Annotated in this window: 18 protein-coding genes and 1 tRNA gene; 7 read left to right on the top strand and 12 right to left on the bottom strand. The window is 48.6% G+C overall.

Annotation, left to right across the window (positions count from 1 at the left end; translation table 11 throughout):
- Nucleotides 1-108: 108 nt before the first annotated feature.
- Nucleotides 109-375, top strand: a complete 267-nt coding sequence (locus tag KJY73_RS09505; protein WP_214343138.1) for a hypothetical protein — start codon at nt 109-111, stop codon at nt 373-375.
- Nucleotides 376-388: 13 nt separating this feature from the next.
- Here KJY73_RS09505 and KJY73_RS09500 read toward each other — a convergent pair whose 3' ends face one another.
- From KJY73_RS09500 to KJY73_RS09480, 5 genes are read right to left on the bottom strand one after another with little or no spacing between them, the layout of a single operon-like run.
- Complete coding sequence (locus KJY73_RS09500; RefSeq protein WP_214343137.1) at nt 389-727, bottom strand: TusE/DsrC/DsvC family sulfur relay protein; 339 nt, start codon at nt 725-727, stop codon at nt 389-391.
- A complete protein-coding gene (gene tusB, locus KJY73_RS09495) occupies nt 727-1014 on the bottom strand; it encodes a sulfurtransferase complex subunit TusB (protein WP_206594432.1) in 288 nt (95 codons plus the stop codon). The genes KJY73_RS09500 and tusB overlap by 1 nt, the downstream gene beginning before the upstream one ends.
- Complete coding sequence (tusC, locus tag KJY73_RS09490; protein WP_214343136.1) at nt 1014-1376, bottom strand: sulfurtransferase complex subunit TusC; 363 nt, start codon at nt 1374-1376, stop codon at nt 1014-1016. The genes tusB and tusC overlap by 1 nt, the downstream gene beginning before the upstream one ends.
- On the bottom strand, nt 1376-1759 hold the full coding sequence (gene tusD / locus KJY73_RS09485) for a sulfurtransferase complex subunit TusD (RefSeq protein WP_214343135.1): 384 nt from the start codon (nt 1757-1759) through the stop codon (nt 1376-1378). Before tusD ends, tusC begins: the two co-directional genes overlap by 1 nt.
- Nucleotides 1760-1799: 40 nt before the next feature.
- Nucleotides 1800-2468 carry a Bax inhibitor-1/YccA family protein gene (locus KJY73_RS09480; protein WP_214343134.1) on the bottom strand — a complete coding sequence of 223 codons (669 nt, stop codon included), beginning with the start codon at nt 2466-2468 and terminating at the stop codon, nt 1800-1802.
- Between the two features lie 218 nt (nt 2469-2686).
- On the opposite strand from KJY73_RS09480, the gene KJY73_RS09475 reads away from it, so the two are divergent.
- From KJY73_RS09475 to KJY73_RS09460, 4 genes are all read left to right on the top strand, one after another.
- Nucleotides 2687-2778, top strand: a tRNA-Ser gene (locus KJY73_RS09475).
- 350 nt (nt 2779-3128) lie between these two features.
- Entirely contained in the window at nt 3129-3353 is a 225-nt protein-coding gene (locus KJY73_RS09470) for a GNAT family N-acetyltransferase (RefSeq protein ID WP_214343132.1), read from the top strand.
- Nucleotides 3302-3637, top strand: coding sequence for a GNAT family N-acetyltransferase (locus KJY73_RS09465; RefSeq protein WP_232848441.1), 336 nt, complete (start codon nt 3302-3304; stop codon nt 3635-3637). The genes KJY73_RS09470 and KJY73_RS09465 overlap by 52 nt, the downstream gene beginning before the upstream one ends.
- Nucleotides 3638-3696: 59 nt before the next feature.
- The gene (locus KJY73_RS09460) at nt 3697-4074 is read left to right on the top strand and encodes a SpoIIAA family protein (protein ID WP_206594428.1); all 378 of its coding nucleotides are present in this window, start codon (nt 3697-3699) and stop codon (nt 4072-4074) included.
- Nucleotides 4075-4109: 35 nt separating this feature from the next.
- Here KJY73_RS09460 and KJY73_RS09455 read toward each other — a convergent pair whose 3' ends face one another.
- The 7 genes from KJY73_RS09455 to KJY73_RS09425 all read right to left on the bottom strand — a co-directional run bounded on the left by KJY73_RS09455 (nt 4110) and on the right by KJY73_RS09425 (nt 12127).
- Nucleotides 4110-7214, bottom strand: coding sequence for an efflux RND transporter permease subunit (locus tag KJY73_RS09455; protein WP_214343128.1), 3105 nt, complete (start codon nt 7212-7214; stop codon nt 4110-4112).
- Nucleotides 7215-7223: 9 nt separating this feature from the next.
- A complete protein-coding gene (locus KJY73_RS09450; RefSeq protein WP_232848440.1) occupies nt 7224-8387 on the bottom strand; it encodes an efflux RND transporter periplasmic adaptor subunit in 1164 nt (387 codons plus the stop codon).
- 139 nt (nt 8388-8526) lie between these two features.
- Nucleotides 8527-9516 (bottom strand): DUF3080 family protein, encoded by a 990-nt coding sequence (locus tag KJY73_RS09445; protein ID WP_214343124.1) that lies wholly within the window; start codon nt 9514-9516, stop codon nt 8527-8529.
- A gap of 6 nt (nt 9517-9522) precedes the next feature.
- On the bottom strand, nt 9523-9723 hold the full coding sequence (locus KJY73_RS09440) for a CPXCG motif-containing cysteine-rich protein (RefSeq protein ID WP_214343122.1): 201 nt from the start codon (nt 9721-9723) through the stop codon (nt 9523-9525).
- A 21-nt stretch (nt 9724-9744) separates the two neighbouring features.
- The gene (locus tag KJY73_RS09435; protein WP_214343344.1) at nt 9745-10470 is read right to left on the bottom strand and encodes a pteridine reductase; all 726 of its coding nucleotides are present in this window, start codon (nt 10468-10470) and stop codon (nt 9745-9747) included.
- A gap of 56 nt (nt 10471-10526) precedes the next feature.
- A complete protein-coding gene (locus tag KJY73_RS09430) occupies nt 10527-11387 on the bottom strand; it encodes a fructosamine kinase family protein (RefSeq protein ID WP_214343120.1) in 861 nt (286 codons plus the stop codon).
- A 56-nt stretch (nt 11388-11443) separates the two neighbouring features.
- A complete protein-coding gene (locus tag KJY73_RS09425; protein WP_214343118.1) occupies nt 11444-12127 on the bottom strand; it encodes an START domain-containing protein in 684 nt (227 codons plus the stop codon).
- A 145-nt stretch (nt 12128-12272) separates the two neighbouring features.
- Between KJY73_RS09425 and thrS the strand changes: the two genes are divergently transcribed.
- On the top strand, nt 12273-14189 hold the full coding sequence (gene thrS / locus KJY73_RS09420; RefSeq protein ID WP_214343116.1) for a threonine--tRNA ligase: 1917 nt from the start codon (nt 12273-12275) through the stop codon (nt 14187-14189).
- A complete protein-coding gene (infC, locus tag KJY73_RS09415; protein WP_408611363.1) occupies nt 14189-14749 on the top strand; it encodes a translation initiation factor IF-3 in 561 nt (186 codons plus the stop codon). Before thrS ends, infC begins: the two co-directional genes overlap by 1 nt.
- Nucleotides 14750-14812 lie beyond the last annotated feature (63 nt).

Below are 14812 nucleotides of genomic sequence, written 5' to 3'. Positions count from 1 at the left end.
AGTATCAGGATAAACAAGCCAAAGAGGAAGAGGAGCGTCAACAGCACTTAGCACTTTCTTGAGTAGAAAGGCACCCTTCTAGGGTGCCCTTAAGCAAAGCCACCTGCTATGCAGGTGGATTTTTACTACGAAAAAGGCTTAAAACTTTCATTGGCGGGATTTTGTGCTTTACTCACAACAGATATGCAGAATCTGTTTGCCTATGAAAGCCACGCGGGATGTGCGCCTGCTGATGAAGGTGCTCTATTACCTAACCCTGATTATCACGGTTGGTATGGTTACCTATTTGTTCTGGTTAACCTTTATAACGGTTTACAATGGGTTACTAGGGTAATTCCGACTTTAAGCGGGCCGGTTTTAGCCGCGGTTACTTAAAATTGTGGTATTTCTACAAACATTTCGCCGGTTTGGGTAAACCCGCTAGTTTGGTTGCCTGTTTGGCGGGGCCTTCCGGGAACAATCGCTGCAGATAACGGCTATTGCCTTTTTCCGGGCCATAAGCTTTTTCCATGGCTTTTACCAGGGCGCGGATGGCTGGGCTGGTATTAAATTCCTGATAAAAATGCCGCACAAAACGCACCACCTCCCAGTGGGCATCCGTCATATCAATACCTTCACGATCGGCTAGATGCAAAGCTAATGCTTCATCCCAATCCTGGCTGTTTAATAAGTATCCTGCTTTGTCCACTGCAATACTACGGCCGTTAAATTCAATTGTTTGTTCCATTACCAGCTCATTACCTTGTCAAACTTCAGGGTCAGCGCGACCAGTTGCGGATAATCGATAGTGCAAATGGCATCAGCAGCCTTGATGCCTCGAGCATAAAGGTCGTCTTGCAGCACATAAAGCTGTTCGCATTGCATCAAAAGGCTGTACCAGGCTTGCTGATGGCCTTGCAGGGCGTAAACCGCGTCTTGTATCAACACAATGCCATCTTGTTTGGCGATACGGCTTAAACACTGGCTCAGGCTGTGATCTGAAAAAGGGCTGCTACGCAGCAAATGCAGGATCATTAAAAACTCACTATATGGTCAAAGTGCGCTAATGTGCTTTGCAGGGTATCAGGTGACAGCACGTCGACCGGTACACATAAATCGGCTTCGGTTAATCCTCTGGCGAGCAGACTTTGTTGGCATACCAGCAAGGTATCGATATCGTAGAACTCCAGCGCAGCAAAGGTTTTGCTGTAGTTTTTGCGCAAAGCCGCCTCAGGATGCTGGTCTTTAACGAGCTGGAAAACCCCGTCATCGATAAAAAACAGCCCAACCTCCTGCCCAAAGGTGCCTGCCACCATGGCCATGTCCAATGCTTCCTGGCCATGGCTTGTGCCATGTGGGGCAGTGCGGTTAACTATGGCGATTCGTTTGCTTTGCATCAGAACTGTACCACCCGGTCCACATTCAGCATTTCTATAAACTGGCCCAATCCACTGGCCTGCATAGGTGCTTGAAGATTGTGGGCAGGCAATCCACGCTCAGTACTTTCAGGCTCTGAGAGCAGGCCACGTCTGGCCGCCGCCGTGTTGCACACATGCAGCGCCACGCCTTGCGCCTGTAAAGCTCGCCAGGCATCTGGTAGCTGGAGTTCGTCTGCTGGTGCCTGTGCCCAGGCATTCGCATTGTGTATCCCAGCCTGATAGAAGAAGACGCCTTGAATCTCATGTCCTTGTGCCAATGCGGCTTGCACAAACTGCAAGGCACTGTGACTACCCTGAGTGTCGAATGGAGCAGAAGTAACTAGAATGGAAAATGTCGCCATAGATAAAAAAAAACGCCCTGCTTGGCAGGGCGTTAGTGTATCAGTCGTCGCTGTTAAACGCACCCAGCAGATGCAGGATGGAAGTGAACAGGTTGTAGATACTTAGGTACAAGCCGACTGTTGCACGAATATAGTTGGTCTCGCCACCGTTTATGATACGGCTGGTATCAAACAGAATGAAACCAGACATAATCAAAACGATACCGGCACTAATGGCCAGGCTCATGGCAGGAATTTGCAGGAAAATGTTAGCGATAGCGGCAACCAGCGCCACAATCATACCAATCATCAGGAAGCCACCCATAAAAGAGAAGTCTTTCTTGGTGGTCAGGGCATAAGCCGACAAACCGAAGAAGACCAGGGCAGTGGCACCAAATGCCTGCATGATCAATTGAGGGCCGTTTTGCATACCGGCATAGTAATTCAGGGTGAAGCCCAATGAGCCACCCAGTAATCCGGTAAAAGCGAACACCCAGAAAATACCGGATGCGCTGTCGGCTTTTTTGTTAACCACAAACAACAGCACCAACGCGCCTATGTTCATGCCTAGGGCTGCCAACGGGGAAATGCCCATGGCCATGGTTAAGCCTGCACACACAGCACTGAACACCATTGTCATGGCTAGCAACGTATAAGTGTTGCGCAGTACTTTGTTTGTCTCCAACACCGAGGCTTGTGACGAACTGCTATAAAGGGTTCTCTGATCCATTTATCACTCCGAAGTTAAACCAGTTAAACACTAGCTGATTTCTTTGGCTATTTTTATGGGCTTTAGTTCCATTTTCAAGAAATTCCGGATGTGACGAGGTTGGATTGCGCCGGATTGCTGTTTATTAGAGCAAAGTGGTCAAACTGTCATCATTCAGTAATTTAAAGGAAAAATACCCTTTACAAGGCATCAAAAGCTCATTAGTATGCACGCCACTTGGAGAGCTGGCAGAGCTCGGTTGAATGCACCTGACTTGAAATCAGGCGAAGGGTTAAACCTTCCGGGGGTTCGAATCCCTCGCTCTCCGCCATATATAAGAAAAAGGCCCCGTTCGAAAGAACGGGGCCTTTTTCTTTGTGCGTTTGGTGCAGCCGTTATTGGCTGCGTGGCGTAAGCACAAAGGTACAGTAGTCCCTAGTTTCCCCATAACGCATAGCACTAAATCTCAGGTGTTTCCTTTAAAGGTTTCTCTGGCGGTGTTCAGCGCAGCATGTGCACCATTCTATTAATTAACTTTATTTCCCTGATTGGTAAAGCTGACCTTGTTTGACTTGTTCTAAATGGGTTTATTACGCTATTTAGTCGTGATTTGAAGATTTTAGTGGCCTTAGGGGACTTTTTAATTACGTCTAGCTGTTGGGGTAATAATAAGGAAGAAAGATGCAAATTCGGCAGGCCAGTATTGAAGATCTTACTCAGGTACAAGCTATTGGCAGAAAGAGCTACCGACAGCACTTTGCTGATATTTGGTCGCCGTCTGCTCTTGAGCGCTACTTAGCCGAGCAATTCGCTGAGGATACCGTTGCACAGAGTCTGTCTTCACCCTGCCACACATGGTGGCTACTGGAAGAGCAGGGCATAGTGCAGGGCTTTGCCAAGGTGTAAACTGGCGAAGGCTGGATCCTATTCGCCAGCTAGCTGGTGCTGAGCTACAGAAGATTTATTTCCTATCCGGAACAACAGGTAGAGGTTATGGCAAAGCCATGCTTAGCGAAGTTGTTGAGGAGGCTCGTAGAAGAGAAGAGCCGTTTGTATGGTTGGATGTGCTGAAATCTAATATACAGGGTGAACGTTTTTACACTCGTGAGCGCTTCAAATGTCTGGGTGAATTGTCTTTTCAAACGGATCTTCAAGACATTGGCATAAAGGTGATGGCATTGCCCTTATAAATTCGCGGCTTTCTGTGCCGCCTATTATTCTTAAGTACCTAGCTTGATAAGGAACATGAATGAGCAGACATGGTATGGCCATAGGGCTTGAAAGGCACGATGAAAACGTATTTATGACGCTGCGGGTTTGGGGAAAACTGACTCATGACGACTACCAACTTTTAACCCCTATGTTAGAGCAAGCCGTAGCCGGTTTAACTAAGCCTAAGATAAATGCTTTGGTAGATGCCAGGGACTTCGAGGGCTGGGAATTGAGGGCGGCCTGGGACGACTTTCAGTTGGGTTATAAACACGGTAATGCCTTTAACCGAATCGCTGTGGTTGGGCACAACCGTATACAGGCACTGCTAACTCGTTTAGGCAGTTGGTTTATTGGTGGCGAAGCCCGTTACTTTGAAGAAGAAAGCGACGCCTTGGCATGGCTGCTCGACCGTTAGGTTAAACTCGTCGAGCAATATTGGTTATGCGTAACCTAACTGTTCTGCCCTTTGATACGCTCTCTTAGTTGCTGTACCAACTGATAAAACAATGGAACCAGCAAGGTGCCGAGTAAGGTCGCAGCAATCATACCGCATAAGACCGTCAGACCTAGCGACACACGGCTGGCAGCACCGGCGCCGCTGGCAAATACTAAAGGCAAAACGCCGAGTATGAAGGATAGGGCTGTCATGAGAACCGCTCTAAATCTAAGTCTCGCTGCGTTCAATGCTGCGTCATAAATACTCTGTCCCTGAGCTCGTTGCTCCATGGCAAATTCCACAATCAAAATCGCGGTCTTGGTAGACAAACCAATCAGTAATATCAGCCCCACTTGTGCATAAATATTGTTGGCAAGACCTACTGTAAAGAGTCCCAGCATAGCGCCGAGTATAGCTAACGGAACGGCGGCAATTACCGAAAAGGGAATGCTCCAGCTTTCGTATTGGGCGACTAAAAACAAATAGACAAATAACACCGCCAGGCCAAATAAAACGGGGGCCATATTGCCAGCTTCGAGTTCTTGTTTGGATTGCCCAGCCCATTCGTAGGTGTATCCGGTAGGCAATGTTTCTGCCAGCTCTTGCATAGTCGCAATGGCTTGACCACTGGAATAACCAGTATTGGCCTGGCCACTGATACTGGCACTGCGGTATAGATTGAAATGTTGAATACTGGTTGGCCCCAGTATCGGCTGTAATGATGCCAGTGTGGTTAGTGGTACCATATCCCCCTGGGCATTACGCACATAATAGTGTTGCAAATCAGCGGCCTGTGTACGATAGGCAGCATCGGCTTGTATCATGACTTTGTAAGTGCGGCCAAATTGGTTGAAGTCATTGATATATAAGGAGCCTAGTTGGGCTTGCAGGGTCAGGAAAATATCATTCAATGCAACGCCTTGTGCCTTGGCTTTATTACGGTCTATCTCTAGCAAATATTGCGGTACATTCGCTCTATAGGTACTGAATACTCTGGTCAGTTCAGGGCGTTGGTTTGCTTCATAAATCAGTCCGTTCATGACTTGTGCCAGAGCAACCGGGTCGCGTCCTTCACTATCCTGCAGGCGAAATTCAAAGCCCGAACTGGCCCCCAGGCCGGGAATCGGCGGTGGATTAAACATCATAATCTGTGCATCTGGCAGGCTCCAAAGTTGCCCCATCAACCTTGGGATCAACTGCTGTAGCCCAAGGGACGAATCTTTACGTTCTTCCCAATCCTTCAGCACTACAATCCCCAGCCCATTGTTAGAGGCAGCGCCACCAAGCAAAGAGATACCAGACACGGCTATAAAATCCGTAACGGCAGGATCCTTACGTACAATGCCATCAATTTTACCCATCACATCCAGGGTGCGTTTGCTCGCTGCGGCATCGGGTAGTTGAACGTCAACGAACACAAAACCCTGGTCCTCACTAGGAACAAAGGCCGTAGGAACTGTCTTTACCAGCCACAATGTCGCACCGAACAATAGCAAGGCAAACAGACCCATACGTCCAGTCCGTCTTAGGATCTGTTGTACCATCCCTTGGTAATGGTGGGTGCTAAATAAAATGCCGCGTTCAAAAAATGCCAGCCAGCGTACTGGATGCATGTCCTTATTTAGTAATAGGGTGCACAACGCTGGGCTGAGGGTCAGGGCATTGATAGAGGAAATCAGCACTGCGCAGGAAATAGTGACAGAAAACTGTTTATACAGCTCGCCAGTGATACCTGGCATAAAACCCACTGGCACAAATACAGCCAGCAACACCAGGGTGGTCGCAATTATTGGCCCTGTGACCTGCTGCATGGCTTTAGTTACGGCGTCTTTCACCGGCAACTGTTCTTCTTTTAAAATACGCTCAACATTTTCAATTACGATAATGGCATCATCGACCACGATGCCGATAGCCAGTACCAAGCCAAACAAGGTAATGGTGTTAATGCTGTAGCCCAGTGCCAGCATGCAGGCGAATGTACCAATTAGCGAGACGGGAATGGCAATAGAGGGAATAATGGTGGCCCGCCAGTTTTGCAGGAACAGGAACACGACCAGAATAACCAGAGCCACAGCTTCAAATAAAGTGGCTACCACTTCGTCAATAGAGCGTTCAATAAAGGCTGTACTGTCAAATGGTATGGAGTAGTGCAAACCTTCAGGAAAAGCTTTGCTGAGTTCGGTCATTTTTGCCTTAACCAGTGCAGCGACTTCAGTCGCATTGGCTTCTGACAGCTGATATATCACCAGAAATGCAGTGTCTTGCTGGTTAAGTTTGGCTTCAATGGCATAGTCTTTAGAGCCCAGCTCAATTCTGGCAATATCACGCAGACGCACAAAATTACCATTCGGGTTTGCTCTGATAATCGTCTGGCCAAACTCTTCCGGGCTTTGCAATCTGCCTCTGGCCTGAATAGCGTATTCAAATTGCTGTCCGGTGGGGGCGGGAGCAGCCCCTAGCTTACCGGCGGCGACTATGGTGTTTTGTTCACCCAACGCCTGGCGAATGTCGCTAACGGTAATACCTAATGTTGTCATCTTGTCTGGGTTTAGCCAGATCCGCATGGAATAGGTTTTTTCGCCCATCACGGTTGCAGCCGCTACACCTTTTAAACGGCCCAAGGGCTCGGTTAAATAGTTGGTGGCGTAATTGGAAAGAAAGATCGCATCCAAGTCTTTGTTGTCTGAATACAAGGTCACGCCCATCAACATATTGCTGGATTGCTTTTTAACTGACACCCCTTGGCGTTTTACTTCCTCAGGTAAACCTGCTTCGGCCAGCGCCACCCGGTTTTGCACATTCACCTGAGCAATATCGGTATCCGTCCCAACCTTAAAGTAAACGGTGATATTGGCTGTACCGTTGTTGGACGCAGTGGATTCCATATACATCATGTTTTCCACCCCATTGACCTTTTCCTCAATCGGCCTTATGACGGACTCTTCAACAATCTGTGCTGATGCACCGGGATAGACTGCGCTGATTTGCACTTGGGGAGGGGTGATTTGCGGGTACATGTTGACCGGCAATTGGGTTAGGGCAATTAAACCGGCCAAAGTAATAACAATGGATATAACCAGCGCAAACTTGGGCCGGTGGATAAAGGTTTTACTGATCATAGGCCAGCCTCATGGTTTATCGCTGACAACACCCGTGACGGGGTCGACGTGTTTCACCACACTTTGCACTAAGATGCCGGGCCTGACTTTTTGCAGCCCTTCAATGATCACTTGGTCGCCGGCATTTAGGCCCGATTCCACCGCCCACATGGCGTGGATACGGCGGCCGAGACTGACCGAGCGACGGCTGACTTCCTGATTACTATTAACCACTAATACAAACTTGCCTTGCTGGCTTTCTTGTACCGCAGCCTGAGGCACCATTGCTAACTGGCTTTTGTCTTTACTTTCCACCATCAGGGTGACAAACAAACCAGGCATCACAATCTGTTCCGGGTTGGCAAAGAACGCCCTTAATTCAACAGTACCCGTACTTTGGTCAATTTTAGTATCGGCAAAATCCAGGGTGCCGGTTTGGCCATACTCGGTATTATTCGGCAGTCGCAGTTTTAGTTCGAAAGGCGCTTGCGCCGGACTTTGCTGGGTTTGACTGTTACGCTGGCGGTAGCTGATATAATCCGCTTCTTCGACTTGAAAGCTAACGTAAATAGGGTCAATAGCGGTGAGAGTGGCAAGTGGGCCACTTTGCGGCCCAACCACATTACCTGTGCTGTAGGTTACCTTACCGACCAGGCCGGAAAATGGTGCACGAATTTCGGTGTAACTTAGGTTGAGTTTGGCTTTATCTAAGGTGGCCTTGGCAGCTTCTACACCGGCTCTTGCTTGGGAGGCCAAGGTGGTTAGCTTGTCCAGATCCGATTGGGATATGTAACCCTGCTTTGCGACATCCTTACCGCGTTTCAAATCGCGCTCTGCACCTTCCGCTGCGGCAACTTTACTGTTCAGGTCTGCCTCTGCCTGAGCGACGCCAGACTGGTACTCGGCTGGATCAATGCGCAACAACAAGCGATCTTGTTCAACAAAACTGCCTTCATCGAAGTTGCGTTCGATCAGTTCTCCTGCAACCCGGGCTAAAAGGTCAACCTCCTGATAGGCTTCAGTACGCGCGACAAACTCGCGATAGTTACCTACATCCTGTACTTCAATGGCATACACAGTGACCGAAGGTGAGGGGGAGGTTGCAGGAGCTGATGGCTGCTTGTCACAAGCACTGAGCAGCAAAGTCGTCAGGATGACGAAAGGATAGGATGTACGAAACCTCAAACACCTCATGGCAATCTCCCCGATAAACATGATCTATGGCTTGTTGTTATTGTTGTTGCCGTCATGCCATGACGGGAACAGTACAATACTAGGAGTGATTGTGAAAAAGTGAAAGAAACCAACGTATTGGCTGAGTAGCAGAGTAATTTTAAGGGGTATGGCGGTGAGACGGTAAACTTAACTTACATTGCTTGAACAGCGCTTGCCACCAATTTACATGGGACTGTAATGCCAACGCGAAGGCCTGCTGTTCAGCGTCTCGTTCGGCCAGCCAGTCTTGCATTGACTTTGGGCCATGGGCATATAACTGGTGTAGACGGGGGGCCAATTCATATTGATAGTGGGCAAGCTGACCGGCAATAGGTTGAATTTTTTCAATGAAAAACAGGGCAAATACATTACGCAGGTATTCACTGGTTTCAGGTGGGCGGCAGCTGATAGGTTGTGACTCCAGCCAGGGGGTCAGCGTTTGCAGGTAAGCAGTCAGTATGCGTCGAGTCTGAAACCACCTGGCTGGTAATTGGCCCTGATGCAGAACCTGCAAGTATTGCTCTAGCTGTTCACTTTGAATGCTGTTGGATTGCGGCGCAATGCTTATCAGGTAGTCTAGTGCTGCGCGGCTACTATCCAGTAAAGCGGTTTCCGGCATCTGTTGCTGCCGGGTTCCTGCCAGGCTGCTGCGAAGCTCATTGTCATCCAGCAAGGCCGACCATAAAGGGATAACCCCTTGATATTTAGCCGCTTGCCATTTGCTAAGCCGGGTTATCAAGTCTGGGTCACTGGTGTTCATCAGACACTCTTGTATAGCGCTTAGCAGCTTCTGTTCATAAATATAACGTTGTGATAATCCCTGTAGTTTGCCAAGTGCGGTGTTTCGCTCTGCCACTAAACTGTATAAACGGCAATGTCGCAGGGCATAGAATTCACTTAGCTTGATGCTTGCTTCAGCTGCCTGATAAGACTGTTTGGCAGGTAAACTAAGTGGCGGAGGCGATTCGAAAGTAGGTGGGCGTTGCTGGATTATGTTGCCGAGACGACTGGCGTATTCATCCAGCTCCTGTTGCAACAAAGGTTGACAGGCCATAAGTAAAAACAAACCGACAAACAACCCGAGCAGACGCAAACATCCCAGTCTCATGAAAATTCAGTAATATTGTTCGTCGTCTGCATCAATGTTATACGACAGCGTCTGATTAGCTTCATCCAACTGCATTCTAATATGAATGGGATTGCAGCAGTTGCTGCAATCTTCAAAGTAATCCTGATCACCCTGACTGTAATCCAAGGTTAGATGCATTAAATGCCCGCAATGGGGACATTGAATGTTCACTGTTTTAATTTTCATACTACCTCCGATTGCACTTCGTTACCTCAAACTTCGTCCACCGTCCACTTTGAGAATTTGTCCGGTGATATAGCCGGCATCAAGTAAAAACTCAATAGCATGCGTAATGTCTTGCTCTAAACCCAGGCGCCCCAGCGGTATCTGGCTAAGGATCTGCTGCTTTTGTTGTTCTTCTATTTCCTCGGGCCACAGAATGGCGCCAGGGGCAATGGCATTGACTCTTACTTCCGGTGCCAGTTCGAGGGCCAGGGATTCTGTCATACTGACTAATCCGGCTTTGGCCATACAATACAGGCTATAACCGGCGAGTGGTCGCAAAGCATGAATATCTACCATATTGATAATAGTGCCTTTGCGCCGTTTCAGCTCATCGGCCAGATATTGACTTAAGAACAGTGGCGCTTGCATATTGCTGCCAATCAGGGCTTGCCAAGCTTGAAGGCTGATGTCGCCCACCGGTGTGGGGAAAAAGCTAGAGGCATTATTGATAACGGCATCCAAGCGGCCAAACTTAGCGAGAATGTTGCAGGCTAATCCCTCCAGTTCGGTGATCTCAGTCAGGTCACCTTGCACCAACTCTGCACTGTTTGGGCGAGCGAGGTTTAATGCTTGATAAAGCGCTGTGGCCTCGGGGTAAGAGCCAAAACAGTGGAGTACCACGTTATAGCCACGCAGATGTAATGCTCGAGCAATGGCCGCTCCCAGGCGTCTTGCGCTGCCGCTGATAAAAACTACCTTCTCCATCAGAATTCCGGACTGTAATAGAAGTATCAGTATGCCGGTGTCTTTAGTTTAGCTCCAGCCTAGCTGTCCAGATGTTGCAAGTGCAGTTTTGCCGTTTGGATGTACTGCCCACCAAACAACAGAGCATGATTGAGCAGGTGATACAGCTGATAAACGGGCTTGCGGTACTGATAGTCGGGACTCAGTGGCCAGATTTCTTGGTAGCCCTGATAAAAAGGCTCAGGAAACCGCCCGAATAATTCCGTCATAGCGATATCTGTCTCTCTGTCACCAAAATAAAAAGCCGGGTCGAACATCACCGGTTGTGTTTTCCAAAAACCAGTATTGCCCTGCCAGAGATCGCCATGCAGTGGTGAAGCAGGAGGGCAGTGGCCAGCAAGTAACTGCTTAATGGAGGTCACCACTTTATCAATGGGCACCTTAAGAACGTCTTTTTCAGAAAGCAACTGTAGCAGATAGCCAATTCGTTGTTCGGCGAAAAACTGACACCACTTTTTTTGCCAGGTATTGGGCTGGGTAGTTGCGCCTATATAGTTGTCTTCATCCCAGCCATACTGCTCTTGCATATTGGCGCGGTGCAACTTGGCCAGACCCTGGCCAAACTGAAACCACAAATCAACCGAACCCTCTGACATGTTGAGATATTCAAGTACCAGAAAACTGTATTGTGATACCCGACCTGAGCAAATCACGTTAGGCAGCTTGATGCTTTCCTCAATGCGCAGACGGTCCAAGCCTTGTGCTTCGCATTCCAGTCGGGGCAGGGCGATTGCGTCTGCCACCTTGATAAAGTAACGCTGACGACCGTCTGTTACACGAAAACTGCGGGTATGAAATTGCTGATGAATTTGGCGTATATCATCACAGACAAAATCCTGACCCAATCTTTCGCTAATCTGTTCACTGATAAAATGCCACATGCTCGGATAACCGGTTGTCTGACACTTTCCTTAGTATGGAACAGCCCGAAGAATTGTTAAGTGTCGTTTGGGATTTTTTCTAAGGGCTCGCGGATATCTCTCAATGGCTTATTTTGGTAGTCGGGAGTGACAAGTATTTTGCGTAACGCCACAAAGGTCTTAAAGGTACCTTCCAGTAGCATGCGATTGGCCAGCCAATGGGGGACATTGCCCGCTGCATCAGCACTTCCTTGATAACAGATCACCAGTTGACCTGCGGGCAAGGGCGTCAGCGTCCACCGAGCCCATACCCCTTGCAGCCTGACTATGCCCGGGATTTCTGGCAGTGCATCGGAAGCGTCTTCTACGGTAAGGGTCAGCGCAAGGGTATCTGGGTCTTGCTCATAGTGGGATAGGGTTACCAAATCCCGGTCATGTACTGGCCAAGGGGCATTAAAAACGCTATGCACCAAGTCCTGATTTGATTGTGGGCGTTCCAGCAAGGTGATTTGTCTGGCGTTGGCTATCCAGTTTGGGCCTTGCTCGGTGTCCCGTAATAGCAGAATAAATGCACTTAAATCACTGCTGATTGTCGTCTTCGCCATTACATCATCCACCGCCGAGTCAGTTTTACGGCGGTACAACTCAACCTGTTGTTTTGACTTTACTTGTTGCCAACTGCTATCCGAAAATTCGCAATCGGCGCGCAACGGCACACTGAGAAAAAACAAACAGACCAACAAAGGGATTGAAAATTGCATCCGGGGTATGAAATAGATATAGTTGCCACTGGTCTGATGGTAGCAGACCTGAAGCCTGAATAGACAGCACCCATCGAGGGTGTTTTTTTGTTTTTTTGACCAACAAGTGGCGCTTGGTTTGCGTCACCACTGTTAAGGAATTTTCATGCCTGTAATTACACTTCCCGATGGTAGCCAACGCCAATTTGATAATCCTGTGTCCGTGATGGATGTCGCCAATGACATCGGTCCTGGTCTTGCCAAAGCCACCATTGCCGGTCGTATTGATGGCCGCTTGGTTGATGCTTGTGAGCTTATGAATACCGACGCGACCCTGCAGATTATCACTGCCAAGGATGATGAAGGCCTGGAAATTCTGCGCCATTCTTGTGCGCACTTGTTGGGACATGCGATTAAACAGCTGTGGCCGAACACGAAGATGGCTATCGGCCCGGTTATCGATAACGGCTTTTACTACGACGTGGATATGGAGCATGCGCTGAGCCAGGACGACCTGGATAAATTGGAAAAGCGTATGCAGGAACTGGCGAACACCAGCTACGACGTAGTGAAAAAGGTGGTGAGCTGGCAGGAAGCGCGCGATGCTTTTGCTGCGCGCGGTGAGTCATACAAGATTGAAATCCTGGATGAGAACATTAGCCGTGATGATCGTCCTGGCCTGTATCACCATGAAGAGTACGTGGATATGTGCCGTGGCCCGCACGTGCCTAACATGCGTTTTTGCCAGCACTTTAAAATTATGAAAGTGGCCGGTGCCTATTGGCGCGGAAACAGCGACAACAAGATGTTGCAACGTATTTACGGCACGGCCTGGGCGGATAAAAAACAGCTCAAAGCTTATTTACAGCGTTTGGAAGAAGCCGAAAAGCGCGACCACCGTAAAATTGGTAAGGCACTGGATTTGTTCCATTGGCAGGAAGAAGCACCGGGTATGGTGTTCTGGCACAACGATGGCTGGACTATCTACACTGAGCTGGAAAAGTTTGTGCGCGAAAAATTACGCACCTACAGCTATGGCGAAGTAAAAGGGCCATTGATGATGGACCGTACGCTGTGGGAAAAATCCGGTCACTGGGACAAATACGCGGAAAATATGTTTATTACCGAGTCGGAAAAACGTATTTACGCGATTAAGCCCATGAACTGTCCTGGTCACGTACAGATCTTTAATCAGGGGTTAAAGTCTTACCGCGACCTGCCGCTACGTATGGCGGAATTCGGCTGCTGTCACCGTAATGAGCCCTCGGGTGCTTTGCATGGCCTGATGCGCGTGCGCGGCTTTACTCAGGACGATGCACATATCTTCTGTACAGAAGAGCAGGTACTGAGTGAAGTAGGCGGCTGTATTGATATGATTTACGAAACTTACAAAACCTTTGGTTTTGAAAAGATCGTAGTCAAGCTGTCCACTCGCCCTGAAAAACGAGTGGGGTCTGAGGAGGCTTGGGATAAGGCAGAGAAAGCCTTGGCTGAGGCTCTGGAGAGCAAAGGTATTGAGTTCCAGTATCTGCCCGGCGAAGGCGCGTTCTATGGTCCGAAAATTGAGTTTACTCTGCACGATTGCTTAGATCGTGCCTGGCAGTGCGGTACAGTTCAGTTGGATTTTTCTATGCCAGGCCGTTTGGGCAGTACTTATGTGGCCGAAGATGGCGAGCGTAAAGTGCCGGTAATGATTCACCGCGCGGTATTAGGCTCGCTAGAGCGCTTCATCGGCATTTTGACCGAAGAATACGCCGGTTATTTCCCACTTTGGCTTGCTCCCATGCAAATGGTGGTGATGAATATTACCGATAATCAGGCAGAATATGCCGCCGATGTGGCAAAAAGGTTACAAGAAGTTGGCTTTAGAGCAAAGTCTGACTTGAGAAACGAGAAGATTGGCTTTAAAATCCGCGAGCACACTCTAAGGCGTGTTCCTTATATGCTGGTGGTCGGTGACAAAGAAATGGAAGCCGGCGAAGTAGCAGTAAGGACTCGAAAAGGCGAAGACCTGGGCAAATTCTCCCTTGAGGAGTTTATTAATAAGGCCCAACAACAGGTCACTAGCAAGATTATCGAATAATTTCGGAGGAAGAGCATATTAAAGGTGCTAACACGAAGGGCCAAGATTCGGCAAAAGCCCGTATTAACGAAGAAATAAGAGCAAAAGACGTTCGTTTGATTGGCAAGGATGGTGAGCAGGCAGGTATAGTCTCCCTGGCCCAGGCACTGGAACTAGCCGCAGAAGTCGAGCTGGATCTGGTGGAAATTAGCCCGAATGCCGAACCGCCGGTCTGTAAAATTATGGACTACGGCAAATTCATCTTCGAAAAGAGTAAAGCTCAGAAAGAGCAGAAGAAAAAGCAGAAGCAAATTCAGGTCAAGGAGGTTAAATTCCGCCCTGGCACTGATGAAGGCGATTACCAGGTCAAACTGCGCAACCTGCGTCGCTTTCTTGAAGGGGGTGATAAAGCCAAAGTCACGGTTCGTTTCCGCGGACGTGAAATGGCTCACCAAGAGATTGGTATTGAACTTCTGAATCGTATCAAAGGCGATTTAGAGGACCTTGCCAACTGCGAGTCTTTCCCTAACAGGGTGGAAGGCAGACAGATGATCATGGTGATGGCCCCCACTAAACGGTAAGTAAGGCTCATCAAGTGCTTTGATGACTGCGCGTCAAAGTCGCCTTACTACTTGGTTGTAACT

It is taken from the genome of Bowmanella yangjiangensis (assembly GCF_018531185.1).
Classification (GTDB): domain Bacteria; phylum Pseudomonadota; class Gammaproteobacteria; order Enterobacterales; family Alteromonadaceae; genus Bowmanella; species Bowmanella yangjiangensis.
This window is presented reverse-complemented; position numbering and strand designations above follow the sequence as displayed.